Annotated in this window: 25 protein-coding genes; 4 read left to right on the top strand and 21 right to left on the bottom strand. The window is 60.5% G+C overall.

From position 1 onward, the window contains the following. The first annotated feature begins 210 nt into the window (after nucleotides 1-210). Entirely contained in the window at nucleotides 211-867 is a 657-nt protein-coding gene (locus tag GL286_RS05750) for a YiaD family glycine zipper/OmpA-like lipoprotein (protein WP_155094611.1), read from the top strand. Between the two features lie 148 nt (nucleotides 868-1,015). Here GL286_RS05750 and GL286_RS05745 read toward each other — a convergent pair whose 3' ends face one another. The 5 genes from GL286_RS05745 to GL286_RS05725 form a co-directional block, all read right to left on the bottom strand. Continuing rightward, on the bottom strand, nucleotides 1,016-1,570 hold the full coding sequence (locus GL286_RS05745) for a F0F1 ATP synthase subunit B (RefSeq protein WP_155094610.1): 555 nt from the start codon (nucleotides 1,568-1,570) through the stop codon (nucleotides 1,016-1,018). After that, nucleotides 1,567-2,205 (bottom strand): F0F1 ATP synthase subunit B', encoded by a 639-nt coding sequence (locus GL286_RS05740; RefSeq protein WP_155094609.1) that lies wholly within the window; start codon nucleotides 2,203-2,205, stop codon nucleotides 1,567-1,569. Before GL286_RS05740 ends, GL286_RS05745 begins: the two co-directional genes overlap by 4 nt. A gap of 76 nt (nucleotides 2,206-2,281) precedes the next feature. Continuing rightward, entirely contained in the window at nucleotides 2,282-2,515 is a 234-nt protein-coding gene (locus GL286_RS05735) for a F0F1 ATP synthase subunit C (protein ID WP_036740245.1), read from the bottom strand. A gap of 58 nt (nucleotides 2,516-2,573) precedes the next feature. Continuing rightward, nucleotides 2,574-3,326, bottom strand: a complete 753-nt coding sequence (locus tag GL286_RS05730) for a F0F1 ATP synthase subunit A (protein ID WP_425496088.1) — start codon at nucleotides 3,324-3,326, stop codon at nucleotides 2,574-2,576. Between the two features lie 2 nt (nucleotides 3,327-3,328). Beyond that, entirely contained in the window at nucleotides 3,329-3,673 is a 345-nt protein-coding gene (locus GL286_RS05725) for an AtpZ/AtpI family protein (protein ID WP_155094607.1), read from the bottom strand. Nucleotides 3,674-3,858: 185 nt separating this feature from the next. Between GL286_RS05725 and GL286_RS05720 the strand changes: the two genes are divergently transcribed. Continuing rightward, nucleotides 3,859-4,218: an ArsR/SmtB family transcription factor gene (locus tag GL286_RS05720; protein WP_155094606.1), complete on the top strand. Its 360-nt coding sequence runs from the start codon at nucleotides 3,859-3,861 to the stop codon at nucleotides 4,216-4,218. A gap of 19 nt (nucleotides 4,219-4,237) precedes the next feature. Here GL286_RS05720 and GL286_RS05715 read toward each other — a convergent pair whose 3' ends face one another. Continuing rightward, nucleotides 4,238-5,839 carry a bifunctional metallophosphatase/5'-nucleotidase gene (locus GL286_RS05715; protein ID WP_155094605.1) on the bottom strand — a complete coding sequence of 534 codons (1,602 nt, stop codon included), beginning with the start codon at nucleotides 5,837-5,839 and terminating at the stop codon, nucleotides 4,238-4,240. Between the two features lie 124 nt (nucleotides 5,840-5,963). On the opposite strand from GL286_RS05715, the gene GL286_RS05710 reads away from it, so the two are divergent. Beyond that, nucleotides 5,964-6,296 (top strand): DUF952 domain-containing protein, encoded by a 333-nt coding sequence (locus tag GL286_RS05710; protein ID WP_155094604.1) that lies wholly within the window; start codon nucleotides 5,964-5,966, stop codon nucleotides 6,294-6,296. Then, nucleotides 6,293-7,363, top strand: a complete 1,071-nt coding sequence (locus tag GL286_RS05705) for a quinone-dependent dihydroorotate dehydrogenase (RefSeq protein WP_155094603.1) — start codon at nucleotides 6,293-6,295, stop codon at nucleotides 7,361-7,363. Before GL286_RS05710 ends, GL286_RS05705 begins: the two co-directional genes overlap by 4 nt. A gap of 12 nt (nucleotides 7,364-7,375) precedes the next feature. On the opposite strand, the gene cysE is transcribed toward GL286_RS05705, so the two are convergent. The 15 genes from cysE to GL286_RS05630 all read right to left on the bottom strand — a co-directional run bounded on the left by cysE (nucleotide 7,376) and on the right by GL286_RS05630 (nucleotide 19,661). Next, complete coding sequence (cysE, locus tag GL286_RS05700; protein WP_155094602.1) at nucleotides 7,376-8,218, bottom strand: serine O-acetyltransferase; 843 nt, start codon at nucleotides 8,216-8,218, stop codon at nucleotides 7,376-7,378. Between the two features lie 68 nt (nucleotides 8,219-8,286). Then, nucleotides 8,287-9,000, bottom strand: coding sequence for a DUF2793 domain-containing protein (locus GL286_RS05695; protein WP_155094601.1), 714 nt, complete (start codon nucleotides 8,998-9,000; stop codon nucleotides 8,287-8,289). Continuing rightward, on the bottom strand, nucleotides 8,993-12,883 hold the full coding sequence (locus GL286_RS05690) for a baseplate multidomain protein megatron (protein ID WP_155094600.1): 3,891 nt from the start codon (nucleotides 12,881-12,883) through the stop codon (nucleotides 8,993-8,995). The genes GL286_RS05695 and GL286_RS05690 overlap by 8 nt, the downstream gene beginning before the upstream one ends. 15 nt (nucleotides 12,884-12,898) lie before the next feature. After that, nucleotides 12,899-13,327, bottom strand: a complete 429-nt coding sequence (locus GL286_RS05685) for a C40 family peptidase (protein ID WP_155094599.1) — start codon at nucleotides 13,325-13,327, stop codon at nucleotides 12,899-12,901. Continuing rightward, nucleotides 13,324-14,148 (bottom strand): DUF2163 domain-containing protein, encoded by an 825-nt coding sequence (locus tag GL286_RS05680; RefSeq protein WP_155094598.1) that lies wholly within the window; start codon nucleotides 14,146-14,148, stop codon nucleotides 13,324-13,326. Before GL286_RS05680 ends, GL286_RS05685 begins: the two co-directional genes overlap by 4 nt. After that, entirely contained in the window at nucleotides 14,145-14,777 is a 633-nt protein-coding gene (locus GL286_RS05675) for a DUF2460 domain-containing protein (protein ID WP_155094597.1), read from the bottom strand. Before GL286_RS05675 ends, GL286_RS05680 begins: the two co-directional genes overlap by 4 nt. A gap of 3 nt (nucleotides 14,778-14,780) precedes the next feature. Then, entirely contained in the window at nucleotides 14,781-15,440 is a 660-nt protein-coding gene (locus tag GL286_RS05670; protein WP_155094596.1) for a phage tail tape measure protein, read from the bottom strand. 22 nt (nucleotides 15,441-15,462) lie between these two features. Continuing rightward, complete coding sequence (locus GL286_RS05665; protein WP_155094595.1) at nucleotides 15,463-15,687, bottom strand: phage tail assembly chaperone; 225 nt, start codon at nucleotides 15,685-15,687, stop codon at nucleotides 15,463-15,465. Next, a complete protein-coding gene (locus GL286_RS05660) occupies nucleotides 15,687-16,004 on the bottom strand; it encodes a gene transfer agent family protein (RefSeq protein WP_155094594.1) in 318 nt (105 codons plus the stop codon). Before GL286_RS05660 ends, GL286_RS05665 begins: the two co-directional genes overlap by 1 nt. 1 nt (nucleotide 16,005) lies before the next feature. Next, a complete protein-coding gene (locus GL286_RS05655; RefSeq protein WP_155094593.1) occupies nucleotides 16,006-16,419 on the bottom strand; it encodes a phage major tail protein, TP901-1 family in 414 nt (137 codons plus the stop codon). An 11-nt stretch (nucleotides 16,420-16,430) separates the two neighbouring features. Beyond that, a complete protein-coding gene (locus GL286_RS05650) occupies nucleotides 16,431-16,850 on the bottom strand; it encodes a DUF3168 domain-containing protein (protein ID WP_155094592.1) in 420 nt (139 codons plus the stop codon). Continuing rightward, nucleotides 16,847-17,194 (bottom strand): head-tail adaptor protein, encoded by a 348-nt coding sequence (locus tag GL286_RS05645; protein WP_155094591.1) that lies wholly within the window; start codon nucleotides 17,192-17,194, stop codon nucleotides 16,847-16,849. The genes GL286_RS05650 and GL286_RS05645 overlap by 4 nt, the downstream gene beginning before the upstream one ends. Further along, complete coding sequence (locus tag GL286_RS05640; protein ID WP_155094590.1) at nucleotides 17,191-17,808, bottom strand: head-tail connector protein; 618 nt, start codon at nucleotides 17,806-17,808, stop codon at nucleotides 17,191-17,193. The genes GL286_RS05645 and GL286_RS05640 overlap by 4 nt, the downstream gene beginning before the upstream one ends. Before the next feature lie 135 nt (nucleotides 17,809-17,943). Then, a complete protein-coding gene (locus tag GL286_RS05635) occupies nucleotides 17,944-19,110 on the bottom strand; it encodes a phage major capsid protein (protein WP_155094589.1) in 1,167 nt (388 codons plus the stop codon). A gap of 23 nt (nucleotides 19,111-19,133) precedes the next feature. Beyond that, the gene (locus tag GL286_RS05630) at nucleotides 19,134-19,661 is read right to left on the bottom strand and encodes an HK97 family phage prohead protease (RefSeq protein ID WP_155094900.1); all 528 of its coding nucleotides are present in this window, start codon (nucleotides 19,659-19,661) and stop codon (nucleotides 19,134-19,136) included. Nucleotide 19,662 lies beyond the last annotated feature (1 nt).

Below are 19,662 nucleotides of genomic sequence, written 5' to 3'. Positions count from 1 at the left end.
AGCACTGAACGCATGGACGTCGCGCAGCCAACCGGAAACGCGCGCATTTGGTCACGACAAACACGAATTTGTCACGTCTTCCTGTGGAGTTGCTCAGGAACCCGTGCCATTGTCACCACGTTTGGGCATCGGCGCCGGTCCAGAGGTGGGACCGGCAGCGTCGTTAGGACAGGCGGCGTCCGATCGCCCGAGAAGGAAAGGCATAATAAAATGAATACCCGTTTCTCTCTGCTTCTTGCCACGACCGGTGTACTTGCCCTTGGTGCCTGTGCAACCACGACCGACCCCTATGGCAATCCGACCACCGGCGGCATGAGCAAAGCCCAACAGGGCGCAGTTGCCGGCGCGGTCGTCGGCGGTCTGATCGGCGCAGGCGAAAGCCGCGAAAATGCGATCAAGGGCGCGGTCATCGGCGCGACTGCGGGCGCAGTCGGTGGCTCGATCCTTGATCAGCAGCAGAAAGCCCTGCAACAATCGCTGAACAATCCCAACATCCGCATCGTGAACAACGGCAAGTTCCTGACCGTCGTCATGCCGGAATCGACCCTGTTCGCGACGGATTCGGCAGCAGTCGGCGCACAAGGCCAGAACGATCTGTACACGATTGCGCAGAACCTGAACCAGTATCCGAACAGCCGCATTCAGGTGATCGGTCACACCGACAGCACCGGCTCGGCAGCCTACAATCAGGACCTGTCCGAGCGCCGCGCCCGTTCGGTCTCGGGTATCCTGTCGGCTGGCGGTGTATCGACCTCGCGCCTGACCACGACGGGTCGCGGAGCCTCGGCTCCGGTGGCGTCCAACGACACCACGGCTGGTCGTGCGCAGAACCGTCGCGTCGAGATCCTGATCATCCCGAACACCTGATCCCGATATCAGATGCCTAACAGAAGGGCTGGCATTCGCCGGCCCTTTTTCATTGGCACCTTGAGGGCGGATACAGAAAAACCCCGGATGTTGCCATCCGGGGTCAGGTCACTGTCCGTTGGACCGATTGATCGGCCCTTATCGTTCTTCAGTTCAGGCGACGGGCGACGTCATCGATCGCCTTGTCGATGCCAGAGCTACGCTCGGCCGCAGTTGCCTGCTTACCAAGGATCTCGGTCGCAGCCGCAATGGCCGTCTGGATCGCACGGTCACGCACGGCACGAACCGCATCTGCCTCGGCACCAGCGATCTGATCTTCGGCCGCTTTAAGGCGGCGTTCGATCGAGACTTTCAGTGCGTTCTTGGCCTTTTCGGCCTCGATGGTGGCTTCGCGCTTGGCATTGGCGACGATGTCAGCCGCCTGCGATTTCACTTCGCGCTGACGACGTTCATAGTTCGCATAGATCTCCTGGGCTTCTTCGCGCAGGCGACGAGCTTCGGCAAGATCATTACGGATCGATTCGGCGCGCTTGTCCAGCAACCCGCCGACCAGTTGCGGAACCCGGTAGTAAACCAGGATCGCAATGAACAGCAGGAATGCCAGGGTAACGACGAAATCCGTATTCCGCAGCGAGAAGAACGGACCAGACGCCGCGAATGCGGGGCTGGCGAGCAGGACAAAAAGAAGGCTCAGACGTTTCATTGCAGTGCCCCCTTCAGCCGCTGGTCGACGGCATCGTTGATCAGGTTCTGATCGACATTGCCACCAAACGACTGCACCAGAGCCTCGGTCACGTCGCGAGCGACGCTGCGGGCATCTTCGACAGCCGACGCACGGATCTCGCCGATGCGTTTCTCGGACTCACCAGCACGAGCAGCGATTTCGGCATCGGCATGAGCGATAGCCGCGTCGAGCTCTTTCTGGATCTCGGCCTTGTTGGCAGCGATGATCTTGTTCGCTTCGGCACGGGCATCCGCCAGCGCCTTGTCATAGGCAGCTTCGGCGTCCTTGGCTTTCTGCTTGAACTCCTCGGCGGCCATCAAATCGCCGGTGATGGCGCCCTGACGATCGCTGATAACACCGCTGATACGCGGCAGAGCCACACGCGACAGAACCCAGTAGATCACGGCCAGAACGACGAGCAGCCAGAAAATCTGGTTGCCGAACGTGCTGATGTCCAACTGCGGCATGCCAGCGTTGCTGGCACCATGCGCAGCATCAGCTGCGGCATGGGCCGCGTCAGCACCGTGCGCCGCTGCTTGGGCGGTCTCGGTGTGAGTCACCGTTTCTGAGTGTTCGACCACGACAGGCGCGGTCTGTTGCAACAGGCTGAACATTTCCTACCCCATGCCGGTCGTTTCACAATCGGGTGGGCGCATCACGCCCCCACCCAACCGCAAGGATGGCAAAGGATCAGACTGCGAACAGCAGAAGCAGAGCGACCAGGAACGAGAAGATGCCCAGAGCTTCGGCGAAGGCCATGCCGATGAACAGCGTGGCGGTTTGCGAAGCAGCAGCCGACGGGTTGCGCAGGGCGCCCGACAGGTAGTTGCCAGCAACGTTGCCCACACCCATGGCTGCGCCAGCCATACCGATGCAAGCCAGACCGGCGCCGAGGTACTGTCCCAGTTGACCCAGATTTTCCATATTCATGCTCCTTGAGGCTTTGGAAAGGGTTTCGAATTACCTGATTGCGGTCCGGGGCTTAGTGCCCCGGATGCAGGGCGTCCTTCAGATAGACGCAGGTCAGGATGGTGAAGACATAGGCCTGGATCAGTGCGACGAGCACTTCGAGGCCATACATAGCGGTGATCGCGACGATCGAGACCGGGGCGATAGCAGCGACAGCGGCGAAGGCGGCGAACACCTTGATCACCGCGTGACCGGCCATGACGTTGCCCGCAAGTCGGATCGAGTGGCTGACCGGGCGCACGAAATACGAGATGAGTTCGATCACGGCCAGGACCGGACGCAGCGCCAACGGTGCCGAGCTGACCCAGAACAGGCCGAGGAAATGCGTGCCGTTCTTGACGAAGCCCAGAACGGTGACACCGACGAACACCAGAAGCGCCAGAGTGGCGGTCACGGCGATATGCGAGGTCGACGAGAAGGATTTCGGCAGCAGCGCCAGGAAGTTCGCGAACAGGATGAAGCAGAACAGCGTCATCACATAGGGAAAGTACTTCAGGCCGTCCTTGCCCGTGACGTCCTCGACCATCTTGTGAACCATGCCGTAAAGCAGTTCGGCAATCGACTGCAGGCGGTTCGGAATGATGGCGCGGCCACGCGTACCAAAGACCAGAAGTCCGATGATGCACAGAGCGGCAAGAGCCATCCACAGCGTCGCGTTGGTCGGCGTGAACCAATGAACGTCACCACCGCCGAACAGCGGCTTGATGATGAACTGGTCCATCGGGTGGAATACCAGACCTTCAACTTCTTCTTCTGTCACCGCCATCGTCATTCACCCTTGTCGTCGCCGGGTTTCCCCGGTGCACTGCCTATTTCTTTCGCCGTCCGCATCATCGTCTTGATCCCGGCCGCCAGGCCCAGCAGGACGAAGACAACCATCAGAAGCGGCGTCGTGCCGAACAAATAGTCCAGCCCAAATCCGATCCCGAACCCTATGCCCAATCCGGCCACAAGCTCGGTCACCATGCGCCACGCCATATTGGCCTGGCTGAAATGTTCCTCACCGCGCGAACCCGGTTCCTTTGCCGCCCTGTCGCCCAGTTTGGCTTCAAGCTGCCGCAACCGCTCGGCGTCCCGGGCACGTGCGGTATCATGGTCGTCATCTTCGGCCATGCTCACACCCCCGTTATCGGTTGGCGCGGTGATAGGTGCTGCAGCCGTTCAAGTCAAGCAACGAGGAGTTCATCACAACATACTGTAATCACGCCATTTAGCGCAATCTTCGAACCATGCCCGACCGCTCTTGAAGCCTCGACGCACAAAGGCCAATATTCAACCCATCAGTTAAGTAAGCTTTGATGGCCCCACAGAACCCCAATCTGGACACGATTTTCGCCGCCTTAGCCGATCCGACGCGTCGGGCGATCCTTGGCATGCTGCTGGAAGACGACATGTCGGTGACCGATGTCGCGGCTCCGTTCGAGGTCAGTCTGGCCGCTATCTCCAAGCATCTGGCAGTCCTCGTCGCGGCGGGCCTGATCGGACAGGAGCGCCGCGGCAGGATCATCTGGTGCAAACTCGAGCCCGAAGGGTTACGCAGCGCTTCGGTCTGGATGCAGGGTTTCGGACAATTCGAACCCGTCGATCTGGACGATTTCGAGCGTTTTCTGCTGACCGAACTTGAGGCTGCCCATCCAGATCCGGACGAGCAGCCCTGATCGGCCCGAAAGCTACCGACTATTTGACGGTGATCCGCCCATCAATCACAGGGGCAAAGTTCGGACCGGCCTTGGCCAGAAACTCGGCCAGCACATCGGCCAGATCGGGACCGAAATCGTAAGCGCTCGTTCCATTGGCGGCGAACACCTTGTAGCCGTCCCCTCCGGAACGCATGTAGTTGTTGGACACGACGCCGTAGGTTTCGGACGGATTGATGGACTTCCATCCGTCTCCATCCTTGACCTGAACATCCGAGATCCGCTTGCCCGCTTCGGCGGCGGGATCAACCGTGTATTTCAGCCCGCCGACCTGAGCAAATCGTCCGGCCTTTTCCTCGAACTGGCTTGCCCCGTTCTCGAGCGCCGCAACCACATCCGCACCTTTCAACTGAAAGGTCGACAGGGTGTTCTGGAACGGCAGAACGGACAGAACCTCACCCATGGTCACAGGTCCAGCGTCAATCGAGGCGCGAAGCCCACCGCCATTCGCGATAGCGATGCTGATACCCTGGTCCTTGACCCGCATCAGCATGGCATCTGCAACCACGTTGCCCATCTCGCATTCCCGCTGACGGCAACTGTCACGACTACCGTCAATTGGTGCCTTGATTTCCGCGACAAGCTTCTGCTTCAGTTCCTCGATCGGCGCGCCCATCTCTTTGACCCGCGCAGCAATAGTGGGGTCCTGCGTGACCGAACTATCCAGCAGGATCGGTTGGCCTTCGGCTTTGGTCAGCTTGCCGTTGTCATCCCAAGTCAGCGTCAGGTGTCCCAGATACTTGCCATAGGCGTAGGCGGTCGCGACCGGAACCTCGGCGCCGTCCGCACCTTTGACCATCGTGGGATACGGTCCTTCGGCCCCTTCCATATCGCCCAGCAGCGTATGGCTGTGACCACCGATCAACGCATCCAGTCCCGGCACCCCAGCTGCGAGCTCCTGATCGCGCTTGTAACCTTCGTGGGTCAGCGCGATGACCTTGGTCACGCCCGCATCCGTCAATTGCTGAACATCAGCCTTGAGGCTGTCCATGTCGTCCTGGAAAATAACCTTGTCACCCGGCGAGGCCGTTTCGGGTGTGTCCATCGCCAGAGCAGAGACAATTCCGATCTTCTCATCTCCGACATCCAAGGTCAGGACGTCTCCCACCTTGCCCTTGAGCTCAGGCGACTGCGACAAGTCCAGATTTCCCGATATGATGGGGAATCTGGCACCCTCGGCCAGGACTTGCAGCCCGGCGGGTCCATCGTCGAACTCGTGGTTCCCGACCGCCATGGCATCGAAGCCGATGGCGTTCATGAACTCGACCGTGTCCTTGCCCTTATAGGTCGTGTAATAAAGGCTGCCCTGATACTGGTCGCCCGCGTCCAGAACGATCACATTCTGGCCGTCGGCTTTCAGTTGGTCTCGCATCTCGCTAATCTTGGTCGCAAGACGTGCAACCCCGCCAAAGCATTCGTTCTTGGCCTCGGTTTCCGCATCGCAGGTCGCGTCGAACTTGTTGATCGGCTCCATGCGGCTGTGGAAATCATTGATATGCAGGATGTGCAGCGTGTAATCCGCATGTGCGGCACCCGCACCAAGGGCAAGACTCGCCCCCGAGACCAAAAGCCAGCGTTTCATAGTCACCTCTCGTCACCGATGTTTGGACAAGAGGCAGCTTCAGGGAAGGCGTGCGAAGCGTCAACTGACGATGCCGTCGTGTTCGCGCTTGACGCCGGAGTGGCTCGGGCGCAAGAACCCAGCCATGCTGATTTATAAAGTCTTCCGCGCTTCGGAATTCGAGGCATTTCGTCGCAACGGCACAAGCGCAGGTGCACCTGTCGATCTGGCCGATGGCTATATCCACATGTCAACGGCAGAGCAGTTGCCCGAAACGCTATCCAAGCATTTCGCCAATGCCGAGGATCTGCAGCTTCTCGCAATCGATGCCGACACCTTGACCGATTGTCGCTGGGAGCCCTCGCGCGGGGGTGCGCTTTTCCCGCACCTTTATCGCACTCTTGAGGCGACCGACGTGATCTGGTCACGTCCCATCGCACTCGGCCCTGAAGGGCATGACATCGGAGACCTCGGATGAACTTTATCGAACGGTTCGGCCTTTCGGCTCTGCACCTGCTGGATCCGGAACGGTCACATGATCTGTCGATCATGGCGCTGGAATATGGTCTGGCACCGCTGCCCGGCAAGCCTGCGACTTCGGAACGACTCAAGGTGAAGCTGGCAGGGCTTGATCTACCTAATCCGGTGGGGCTGGCGGCGGGGCTGGACAAGAACGCTCGCGCCTTGCCCGCTTTGATGAAAGCAGGCTTCGGCTTCGTCGAGGTTGGTGCCGCAACGCCGCGTCCTCAGCCCGGCAATCCCAAGCCGCGCCTGTTCCGCCTGACCGAAGATCGCGCCATCATCAATCGCTTCGGGTTCAATAATGAGGGAGCCGAGCGGATCGGCGCACGATTGTCCCGACGCCCGAATGCCTATCCCAAAGGCATTCCGGTCGGCCTGAACATCGGTGCGAACAAGGATAGCCAGGACAAAAGCGCGGATTTCGCATCGGTGGTGCGCATCGCTGGCGGTTCGGCAGATTTTCTGACGGTAAATGTCTCGTCGCCAAACACCGAAAAATTGCGAGACCTGCAGGGCCCCCAGGCGCTGGCAGCTTTGCTGGATGGCGTTATTGAAGCACGCGACATGCTGCCCAACCGACCACCGGTGTTTGTGAAGATTGCGCCGGATCTCGACGATGCGGGGATTGCCGATATCGCCGCGGTATCCATCGCGGCGCCCGTTGACGGGATCATCGCGACAAACACGACACTGACGCGCAATGGCATCGGTCCGACCTATGCAGGGGAAGCGGGCGGGCTGTCGGGCGCGCCGCTGACCAAGCTATCGACCCATGTCTTGGCCAAGCTCAGCCACCTAGTCTCAGGACGTCTGCCGATTATCGGAGTGGGGGGGATTTCCTCGACCGAGGACGCCTGGCAGAAACTGCGTGCCGGCGCCTCCGCCGTCCAGATCTATTCGGCACTGATCTATCAAGGGTTTTCGCTAGCCGATCAAATCACCCATGAACTGGACGATCGCCTTGCGCGCGAAAAAATCAGTATTGCCGAACTGACAGGCAGCGGGATCAACGACTGGATCTGAGCCGATAACGGCTCAGAACAGGTCTTCGTGCCCCAATAACTGGTTCATGCTGTTGGACGGATCGGTGCAGCCTGCATCACCGACGATCCTTGCAGGCACTCCAGCGACCGTTTTGCAGGGCGGAACAGCGGTCAGCACAACCGAACCCGCCGCGATACGGGAGTGGTGGCCGACCTGGATGTTGCCTAGGACTTTCGCGCCTGCTCCGATCATCACGCCATTGCCGATCTTGGGATGACGGTCGCCATCCTCCTTGCCGGTCCCGCCCAGCGTAACCGAATGCAGCATCGAGACATCGTTCCCGACCACCGCGGTCTCTCCGATGACGATGGAATGTGCGTGATCGATCATAACACCGGTGCCGATACGCGCAGCAGGGTGGATATCGACACCAAATACTTCCGAGCAACGCATCTGCACGAAATAGGCCATGTCGTGGCGCCCCTCTTGCCACAACCAATGCCCGATCCGGTAAGCCTGTAATGCTTGGTAACCTTTGAAGAACAGGATCGGCTGCATCAGCCGATGGGTCGCCGGGTCACGGTCATAGACAGCAACCAGATCGGCTTGTGCGGCGCGGCTTAATTCCGGCGCGCGCGAAAAGGCGTCATCCGCGATTTCACGCAGGATTTGTTCGCTCATTTCGCGCGACGCGAGCTTAAGCGAAAAGCGATAGGCCAGTGCTGCCTCGAAGGTCGCGTGATGCAAAAGCCCTGCATGAATCAGCGCACCAAGAAGCGGCTCATCCCTGACGGCAATCCGTGCCTCGCGTTGAATTCGCGTCCAGACCGAGACGCGCGATCGCTCGCCCGTCTCGTCGATCCGCGGTTCAACAATTTCGTTTTGCAGGTTCATGGCAGATCGCCTGTCAGTTTGGTTCCTGCGAAATCTTAGCCCAATATGACGCAGGCCGAAAGGCCCGCTCAGTTGGGCAGCCGCAACTCCAACCAATGGACGACAACACGAACCTTGCCACCCGAAAACTGGCCACCGGCAGCAGTCAGGCGCAGCGGGGTCGGGCTCCAATAGGTCATCGGCGTGCCGAGTATCCCGCGCGACCATGAGCCAACTGCCTTACCCAGCCCTTCGCCAAACCGGTTGGTGGAATCGGCATTGCCCAAGGACCAGGTGGTCAAAGTGCCCGTAATCGCAGTCAGAACCTTGGCTGTCGCACCGATGACCATCGCGCCGGTTGGAATGACCATCAAGGTGGTGACAGTAGCCCCCGCGCTAATGTTCACGTCTTCGGTCAACTGACTCGCGATCATACCCGAGCCATGCAGCCCCATACTGATTGCCCCCGGCACCCAGACCAAGCCGTCATGAACGGCCATCATGCCGCGATCTGCGATCATCGCCCGACGGCCGAAAGTTGGTGCCACAAAGACCCAACCACCGTTTGCACCTATCGCGATCTTGCCGGCCTGCCCCTCCCATTCATTGATAGCGCCTGCTGGAACGCCCCAGCACTGGCCCTCGACAACCGGCGAAGGTGGAGCTGTCCGCGACACGCTTTGCAGCACAAGATCAACCATGCCGTCCAGACGCATCAAAGCATCATTCACCGTAACGTGCTTTTGCGCTTGCGCAGGCAGCAACAGCGGCAGCGTCAGGTTCGTGGTAGAGTTCTCAGACATTGATCATCATCCTTGCAAATGGACCCGCGCCGAAGACGTCGGACAGTTGAGCTACTTCAACGGCAAAATCACCTCCGGAACGGGCCCGAGTCCATTCCGCCGACGGAACGCTCCAACGCGCTTCCGATGTCAGGGCCTGCGCCAAAATCGTCCCGTCACGCACAAGTCGGACCGTGTAGCGTTCCTCGGCTTCTCCCAAGGGAACATCCGGTCCTTCCCACCCATCGCCCTGAATGCGCGTGCGACGAACCCATGTGACCAGACTGCCCGACACGCTAAGATGACAAGGTGACAGCGGTCGCAACCCTGCGCCTCGACATGCAATCGAAACCGAGCGATAACTCGGATCGTCTGGACTGCGCATCGCAGGTCCGACACGCCAGTATCGCATCTGGTTGCGCGCGCTAGGAGGAAGGTCAACCTGCTCCGCCGATCCGTCCAGCAGCACGACCATACTGCCATTGGGCCAGACCGGAGGCATAAAAGCATCTGTCCCCGCCTGCCCCCGCAAACGGTGCGAAATCTCCCAGATCCCCGGTGAAATCAACTTCGCATCCCGGAATTGTAGCAGTTCCCATGCCTCGGCAGTCCCGTCCCCGATTGCCAGAAGATTGGCCCCGCTTCTTAGAGCGGTTTCGGTCGCACCTTGCAAAGTTCCGCCCTTGATCTGGACACGCAGCGGAGAACTCAGATCCCAAACACCGGGACGGGCGGCCGCCAAGGGGCCATGAGTCACACCGACGATCGAAGGCGAGGTGACTACCATGTTCCGTACATAACCTCCCGCACTCTCCGGGGCGACATAAACGGCGGCGGCTCCGGGCCAAGGCGTGGCAGTGACGGCAATATGTGGGGCGTGAGGGGCCTCATCTCCTCGCAGCAACGGCAAATCAAGGAAAATCGGTAACATTGGTATCGGCGAAACAAAGGCCCGAGAAAGGTCGCTGTCTTCGACCTCGAGTCCAGGGCGGTATACCCCTGGTTCAACCCTGACCGCCTCGACGACCAAAGCCCCGCTCCGCTCGACCCGATCGATGCGCCACCTTCGCTCTGTTCCATGTGTGTCAGTCAGCGCAACGACGTCGCCGGGACCCAATTCACCGCGAGATGGTGGCAAAGCGAACCGTACTGTATCGCGCGACACCGCAGTCTCGGAAAGCCAGCGATCCGTCATGGATTGCCCTTCGGCGCGGGTCAGCGACATGGGCAGTTCGCTATCCGAGACCGTCAGAAATTCGGCGCCTGGCGCCAAAGTCTCGGTAGTACGGGTTGTGTAATCACCACCCGCATCGACATGCGTCAAACGGACCCGACCGGGCTGTTCAGTATCGCCGGATCGTATGCTTTCGATACCCGAAAGCTCGTCAGAACAGGCAAGATCATCAACTCCAAGAACGGCATCAATCTTCCCATCACGCATGATGAACCGCAGGATGCCATCGCGCTCGACCGCGTCGAAACCATGTGCCAGCATCAGGGGCTGCAGGGCGGCGCGACCACTCTCGGCGTCATTGATCGCGTAACCACGCACCAGACCAGAGAGCCCCTCGGCATCGAAAGCAACCACGCCCGCATCGCGGCAAATCTCAGCAACTACGTCGGCAAGAGGAACAGCACCCGCTCGCCCGTTCAACCAATGGCCCCTTTCCCACGCAGCACCATCGGACCAGACGTCGCGTCGCACGGGAAACTCCGGAAATGGACGAGCATCCCAGCACCAGACGTGAGCGCGGTCCATATCGATCATTCGCCCTGCTTCCATCCGGCCAAAAGCTGCGCGCACAGGATTGTTCTCTGCATCGGACCAGAACTCGGTCATTGCGCGAACGTAGGCCGCTTGCATCAGATCATCGCGTCGACCGGTCGAAAAATGTGGCAGCGAGGACTCCGAACTCAAAGCGTCCAAGAATTTGTTCGGCTGGTTGGTCCCCTTATCGATGGCGGCGCAACCCATCTCGGTGAACCAGATCGGTTTCGATCCGGGCACCCATTCAGTCGGACGCTCCTGGCGTACTCCCCCGATACGTTCATGGTGCTCGTTCAGCCACCAATTTCGGATGTCCTTGTAGCGCCACAGCCAATGCTCGTCGAACAGCCCGTCTCTGATCTCGGTACGGACTTGTGTGGCCCGATCCTCATCGCGGGCGTAGTACCAATCGTACCCCTCACCACCAAGCACATTGGTTTTAAGATAGGCTGGGTTATCGATCCGGCCCCAATGCGCGTCACTATGCGCCTCACCCTCACGCCAATCCGAGAGCGGCATGTAATTGTCGATACCGATGAAATCGACATTTTCGTCAGCCCAAAGCGGATCGAGATGGAACAGCGCATCGCCATTCGACGGATGGTAGCCGAAATATTCCGACCAGTCGGCCGCATAGCCGATCTTGACCTGCTCACCCAGAACCTCTCTCACGTCCCTTGCAAGACGGCGCAGTTCGGCGACGGCAGGAAAGCTTGTTCCGGCCCCCTGAATTTGGGTTAGTCCGATCATCTCGGAGCCGATCAGGAACGCGTCAATTCCACCCGCAGCGGCGCAAAGATGTGCGTAATGCAAGATGAAGCGGCGATAGGACCACTCGTCCGGTCCGGAGTAAGTGATCCGGTCCCCCGTTCTGGTAAAATGCGCCGGCTGAGCAGCTCCGAAAAACCTCGCCACCTCAACTGCCGCGGCCTCAGTTCCGGCGGGACTGCCTGTATGACCAGCAGCGACGCTTGTTGTGATCCTTCCCCGCCACGGCATGACGGGTTGATTCGAGGCTCCGGTCCAAGGGTCGGCCTTGCCGTTACCGGCCAACTGCTCCATCAAGATGAATGGATAGAAAACGGCTTTGCGACCGCTGGCAGCAACCTCGCGCAAAGCTTCGATAACCGATCCGTCCGAGGGTGTGCCACCGTAGATCGGTCTGCCATCGATCTGGGTGACAGCAATCGCCTGATCGCGGCCAATCCCGCCAGAACGCCAAGCCATTTCCTGACCATCACGCGACGGATCTTCGACTTTAGGGCGAATGGAGCAGTTGTTGACCCGCAGGTCATCGCCGAACCACGACACGACCAGCGACACGGAACCGACATTTGGCAGCTCACGGCCCAGAGTTCGCATCGAGGCGAGAAAATCCGTCTGCGCCATCGGGGTGTTGCGATTGACCACCCGTCGTTCACCCAACCCAAAATCGTGGCTGACCGGCGTTGTCGCAAGGGCGTATTCGCCGGTGCCGGGAATCATGGCAACCGCTTTGACCTCACGCGACAGCCCGCGGCCCTCATTTGCTTGCCGTGTCACCTCGAAGGAGAGTTGAGGGACTCGGTTGCCCCAACGATCAAGGGCCAAATCTTCGAGGACGACATATGCGACCCCCCGATATGCCGGAGCGTCCTCACCTTCCTGCGCCTGAACGGCGGGATCAGGAAGTTGGGCCTCGTCCCCCAGATAAACGCGCATATTCAGATCGTCAGGCGAAACCTCTTCTCCGTCAGCCCAAACGCGTCCGACGCCAAGTATCGGCCCTTCACACAATGCAAGCGCAAAGCTCAGCCGGTATCCGATCTCGGTAACACTGGGGGTAGCACCCTTGCCGCCGCTTTGCTTGCGCCGCAACTCGACCAGCGGACCGGCCCAGATGACATGGCCCGGCAACCGCATCTGACCCCAGATCCGTGGGATAGGCGCGCCCTCACCCGCCGTTTGAATCCGCATCCGGTCCACGCGACCGGTCTCGACGGCCTTTGACCCCGAGCCCAACAGCCGTTGATCCAGTGCACGACCAATGGTCGCGCCGACGGCTCGGCCGATCATCGCGCCCGACAGGCCAAGAACAGTTCCGCCGAAACCAGCACCCAACGAGGCACCGGCAGCAGCCAGCAGTAACGTCGCCATCGCGCTAATTCCTTGTCAATTCAGTGGTGGAAACCGAAACCGCCCCGCGATTCTTGACCGCCAAGGGATCGAAAGCGGGCTTTCGACGACGCCACGCCGGTCATAAGAATGGATAAATGTCGCGCGGTCCCCGATCTGCGCCAGAATACCCATATGTTTCGCGATCACTCCGGACCGCATCCGAAAGATCAAAACGTCTCCCGCCGCCTCGATATCCGAAGTCAACAATAAACGCCGTGCTCCGCCAATAAGTAGTTCTTCACCGAGCATCTCGCCCCAGTCCGGCGTGTAGGCAGGCAAAAGCTCGGGTTCGTCACCGTATAGCTCCCGCCAAACTCCTCGGACCAACCCCAGACAATCCGTCCCCGCCCCTCTGGCAGATGCCTGATGTACATAAGGCGTGCCGATCCATGCCCGAGCCGCTTTCACGATCGCATCCCTCATCGGCTCACCTGTGGAGCAATCAACCAGTCTTCCGGCGGAAGGTGCGGGAATCCCCGGAAATTGAGGAAATTCAGGAATTTCAGCCGACACGTCTCTGCCCGCTTGTCGCAGCCGGCAATCAACTTTACGCGGTCCCCGACTTGCGGATGCTGACCAAGTCCGCTCCACAATTCAACGTCACGACGGCTGCCCGAAAGCGGCAGGTCGATCTTGATCGAACCGCGCAATCCTTCGGCAGCACCCGATTGCACGACAAACGTACCGCGCTCGAACCAACGCGCGTCATGGCCTGAGACACCCGACAGGATGAAGCGTTGCCCCGCATCATGGCTTTCGATGACGCCTTCGGACCAATAACCCGGCTTCGACAATTGGAAATGACACCGTCCATCGCCCAATTCTGCCGAGCATCGCTGGTGATAGACCCGACCGAGTACCCTGTTCAACGGCTCGGAAAGCCCCCTCAGCTCTGCCCTGAACGCCCCACCGCTTCGAGATACTTCGCCCAACCGGCCCCGAAAGATCAGCCTCCGGTTCGAGGGGGCGTTCCAATCGACATCCCATAACCTGACATCTGCGCTGTCCCAGCGCCCCGCCAGCAAATCCACCTCAGTGATCGCACTGTCGGAAAGCGCTCCCATGGCTTCGGTATTGTCGACCGACAGACCCGAGGCTTGAACTACCGCCTTCGCGCTCAGCCCGCTGTCTGGGCGAAATGAGATACCTTCGAAATTCAGCGTCTGATCGTGATCGGTGAAGCCAAGGGTCAGCCCATCGTGACGAACAACCGCCCAAGCGCGCGCGACTGTTTCACTTTTCATACCCGCACCTCGACGACCGGAACCTGAGGCAGATCGCCAGCCTGAAATGACGCGACGGACACGGCGATGCGATCGGTGTCGAAGCGTACGGGCACCTCGAACTCGAAACCTGCCGTAACCTCGGCGCCATCCTCGGGTGGGGCAAGAAAGCTGACGATACCCGACGCCGGATCGACACTGTAATCAAGCGTGTCGCGCAGTTCGACTCCGCCCACGGCAACAAGCACCGTGCCCTGAACCGGTTTCACGATGGGCCGCAGATACTGCGCAGGACCGGACCGATAGGATTTGTGAAGCGTGAATGCCTTGCGCACCCCGTCACCGCGCCCCAGCTTTTGATCCATCGCGCTGACATACGCGCTAGGAGTAGCCGACTTGTAATCGGCCCAGTCTTTCCAGCGAAAACCGTGCAATTGTCCGGCTCGGGCCTCGAAAAAGGCGATCAGTTTCGCCACATCGTCCAGAGATCGCAGGCCCATTCCTGCATCATAGCGACGCCGCGAATGTGCCCAAGGAGATCGGCGTTCCTCATGGCCATTTGTCATCGCGACGATCTCGGTGCGACGCTCGGGGCCGCCGACACAACCGAATGACAGGTTCGCGGGGAAACTCACTTCGTGGAATGCCATATGTCACCTGTTCCTTTCGCCTTGCGCCAGCATGCGCCCAAGCTGGGCGGCGATCTGGGATTGCGAACGCTGGAAACTGCCCACATCCGGGGTCGAGATATTGAACGTCACGTTCATCGGACGACCGCCGCCCGCCGAGGCAACGCCCAGTTTTCCATCTGGTCCGCGCCGCAGCGGCATGATTGCTTCCGGGCCTGCCTCACCCATCAGACCCGTCGCGCCGCGCATCGGGAAATAGGTTGGCTGGCTCACGACACCCCCCTTCGCAAAGGGCATCACGCGGCCTTGGGTGAAGGCCCCGCCATCGGCAAAGGGCAATGCCTCGGATGCGAGTCCGGCTACGCCTTGCGAGATCGCACCCGCCATCGCCTGATTGATCGGTTTCATCGCAATCGAAAACGCCGTGTCCACCATGCTGCGCGCGACTGTTTGCAGCGCGTCCGATAGCTTCATTCCGTCAAATACCAGCCCGGCGAATGCTTGCCGCAGACCGCTGCTGATCCCCGAACTCAGCGAATTGACCTCGCGGCTCGTATACAGCATCGACTCTCGCAGGCGGCTTAGCTCGCGTTCGAAAGTCGTGATCGCCTGTTCGCCTTCGTCAAAGCCGCGCTCGATCGAGCCACCTTGACCGCCGCCAAGTTCGCTATCCTCCAGACCCATCGCCCGGCACTCCTGTTCACTATCAGTTTTCGTTACCCGACGGCCGCGGAATATCTGGATAGCGCGCTGCAAGTTCCGTCAGGCGATTGCGCGTCATGCCCGAGCTGCCAGCCTCGATACCCAGCATCAAAGCCAACTCGGCGGGCGTTAACGACCAGAAGGTCGACGGAGCCAAGCCGAGGCCACCTTGCCGTTCCGGCCCCAGTCCCATTTTCATCAGTCCAAGCCAGTCCAGCCCGCGCGCCATCAGGCACCATCGACCCGAAACGCGCGTCCCAGAAGCGTCGCAGCCAAATGCGCGGCCTGAACCGGACCACCTTTCAGTTCGGCCAACAGAAACTCGTCCATCCCTCCGGACCAGCCCCCGCCTCTCAGACCGGCCACCAGAACCGCCACGACATCGCGGCTTGAAAACGTGCCGCCCTCGAAGCGTTCGATCATCGCGATCATGCTGGTGACACCCAGAGACTCCTCCAACTCGGCCAAGGCCCCCAGCGTCAGCTTGGCCCGATGCGAGACGCCATCCAGCCAGATCTCGACTTCTCCGGCCCAGGGGTTTGCCATGTCAGATCGAGACGAAGTTGAGCGCGCCCGCGCTTGCCAAGGAAATCTCATAGCTTGCCTCGCCATTATAGCTGCCGGAGTACTCCAGACTGGTGATCTGGAACGGGCCTTCCACATTTCCGAAATCGGGGATCACCACCTGAAAGCGCGGGATCTCGCCATCGAAAAAGACCTGTCGCGCGCGCTCATCGGTAGTGCCGTCGCGGAACACCCCCGAACCCGCGATCACGGCGGAACGGACCCCTGCACCACCCAGAAGCTCGCGCCAGCGGCCCTCGCTTTCGATGCTGGTGACGTCCACCGTCTCGGCGTTGAAGGATATGCGCGACGCGCGCAGACCCGCGATTGTCTCGAAATGCCCGTCGCCGGTCATGTCCATCTTGATCAGCAGGTCGCGTCCTTGCTGCACCGCCATGTCGTATCTCCTCAACCCAGATCAATGCGAGCGCGAAAGGTCAGATCGACCTGCCTTCCTGCGCCGTTATCGGTTCGTTTCGCGCGTGATCGCAGGAACCACAGGCCAACCAGATGGCCGCGCCCCAAGGAAATCCCCGTATCTTCCAACACCTGAGCGACCGCCGAGGCAGCCGCTTTCACGGCGGCAAATCCACCGCCGCCATCGGCCCCCGAAAGGACCGATACGGTGAAGTCATGGACAGACCCCGCCCCCGTCATGTCGCCCGCATCGCGGACATTTTCGGGGCCCAATGCAACATATGTGCCGGTGGGCGCGTCGACCGGTTGGGCATCAAAGATCGCGTCCCCGACCAAAGCGGTCAGCCCTTCATCCTGCCGAAGAGCCTGAAACACGGCCGCTTGAAGCGCAGCAGCTGCAACAAGGGTCATGCGGCAACCTCCTCTTTGGCGAAGCAGACAAGATAGCGCTGCTTGGGGTCACTCTCCGCGACGGCCACGATACGGAAACAACGTTTGGTCTTCCCTTCCCCCATCACAAAGCGTTGGTCGGGACGCGGTCGCCTTGGATCACCGGAGCGCGCCGCCCTGACCGTGATCCGCCAACTCACGACGCTTTCCGGCCCAAGACCTGCTTTTTCGCCCCCCGAGCCCGAACGCATCTCGGCCCAAACGCGGCCCAGAACATTCCAGTCCTGTCGGTATCCGCCCATGTCGTCCGGAGTCCGGACCATTGCCTCAAGCTCAAGCGGGACCATCAAACGAGCCGCTGTCATGCGCGACGGCGCATCCCGCTGCGCCCTCCCAACACGCGTACCGACCGCCAGCGCTCGATCAGCGCGCTGACGCCGAAAGGCATCGCTGCCTGCGATCCCTCATAGCTGCGATCCTCGTAATAGCGGGCAGCAAGCAGAAGAACGGCATGTGCCAGATCCGCCGGAACCGCGTTCCAGCTTGTGCCGAAACCGGCCCGGAACGTCACAGTCACAAAACCAGCATCCGGAACGACCGGCAGATACATGCCCTTGGGCATCAGCGCCGGCCGCTGCATATCCGCAAGCAATCGCCATGACGCCGGATCGACGGACACGACCTGCCCCGCGCCGCTGTCGATCTCGACCTGATCAATCGCGCTGACGGGGGCAAACGGCAAAGGCTGGCCCGTCGGATCGCGCCAGTCATCCAGTCGCATCCGGAACTGGCGAGCCAACAATACCTTTCCGGTCCTCGCCTCGATTGTCGCAATCGCTGCGCGCAGGAACCCTGCCAATGCGGCCGCCTCGGCGGGATCGTCAGCAATCTCGAACCCCGCCCCCAATCGCAGGTGATCGCGCAACGCAGCGACCGGCAACGCATCCGCTGCCGGAGCCGTCAATTCCACAAGCATCATCTTCGAACCTCACCTCTCAAGGGGCGCTGAAACTATCGGGACGAAACTGGGGCCGCGCTGATCCACTCTCGCGCGCGCGGACAGTGCTTAGCCGGTCAAGTGGACTGGCGATACGCGGCCCCCTCCGGCCTTGGATCAGCCGAAGATCATCAGTTTGATAGCGCGAGCGTCGATTACGCCGCCGCCGACACGCTTGGTCGCATAGAAAAGGACATGCGGCTTGGCCGAGAAGGGATCGCGCAGAACGCGCAGATCGGGATGCTCGACGATGGTGTAGGCCGATTTGAAATCACCGAACGCGATCGAGGCCGAACCGCTGGCAATATCGGGCATGTCCTCGCACAGAAGCACCGGATAGCCCAGCAACTGCGGAGGCTGCCCCATGGCCAATGAATCGCTCCACAGGAAGCGCCCGTCCGTGTCCCGCATCTTTCGCACGGCAGCGGCGGTCTTCGAGTTCATCACGAAGGTGCCATTGGCGCGGAATTGTGCGCCCAGCGCATAGACCAGATCAATCAACGCGTTGGCGGGGTTCGTTGCCGCGAAGTCACCGGTTGCGCCCGACGGGATTGTTCCGATCTGCACATTCGTGGCCGAGGCATTGGCCGCGCGTGCGTGGGTCAGGAACCCCTTGGGCTTGTTGACACCGTCGCCACTGATGAACGCGGTCGCCTCGGCACGGGCGAATTTCTCGGCAATGCGGCCCGCCAGCCAGGATTCGACGTCAAAGGCCGCGTCGTCCAGCAGGCGCTGGCTTGCCTTAGGCATTGCCGACAACTCATGCACCGGAATGACCACGCGTTGCACGGTCGACGTGCCGGTTTCTGCCTGAGCGGTCGCCTCGGTCGACCAGCCACTGGCGATGTCACCCATATCGACCAGCATTTCGAAATTGGCCGACTCGACCGTGACAACGTTCGCCACGCGGCGCAGCGATGCGGTCACGTTCAGTGCATCCTGCACCTGCAGCGCAACCGTCGGTGCCGCAAGGAAACCACCGTCGCTCGTGGTTGACATCGCCTTGCCTTCCAGCGGCAGGCCACGCAGGGCGTCATCGTCTCCGTGACGGATATAGGCGTCAAAGGCCTTCTGATGCGGCGCTCCGGCATCGGCTTCGATCGACAAAGGAGCGCGGCTGCGGAGGATATTCTTGCGGTCCAGCATGGTCATGCGTTCTTCCTGTGCTTCCAGTCGTTTCTGAATGTCGGTACGGAATGCTTTGAGTTCATTGACGAACCCCAGCATCTCGTTTCCCAGATCTCCGGGCATGTCCGCCCCGGCCGCGGCCTTCGCCTCGGTCATGGTCTTCTCCAACCTGATCATCCTCACTCGGCGCGCAGCGCCATGGTCGCGGCTCGGAACGCCGCCGCCATCTCGAAAGCCTGATCGGATTTTTTTCCAACCTTGGCCTCGGCCAGCATCGGGAAAGTGACCAGAGACACTTCCCAAAGCTCGACCTCACTCAGCAGGCGCCTGCCCTTGGCATCGCGCTCTGCGGAAACGGTTCGATAGCCGATCGACAAGCCGTCGATCGCGCCAGCGGAGATCAGCGCCGCAGCCTCGCGGGCCTGCGCGATCTCGGGCAGAAGCCGCCCCTTGACCCACAGGCCCTTCTCATCTTCACGGATCTCGTCCCAGACGCCGATGGGGCGGGTCGGATCGTGCTGCCACAGCATCCGGATCTTGTAGCCCCGATCCGCAACACGCTTCAGGCTGGCAGCGTAGGCCCCCTTCACGACGACATCACCGCCCTGATCGACTAGCCCGAACAAGCTTGCATAGCCCTCGACCTGCGTGCCGTCAGACAAAAGCTGCGAACCCGTAGCGTGCTTCAACTCAAGCCCGTAATTCATT

The sequence above is a fragment of the Paracoccus aestuariivivens genome (assembly GCF_009711225.1).
In the GTDB taxonomy this organism is placed as follows: Bacteria; Pseudomonadota; Alphaproteobacteria; order Rhodobacterales; family Rhodobacteraceae; genus Paracoccus; species Paracoccus aestuariivivens.
This window is presented reverse-complemented; position numbering and strand designations above follow the sequence as displayed.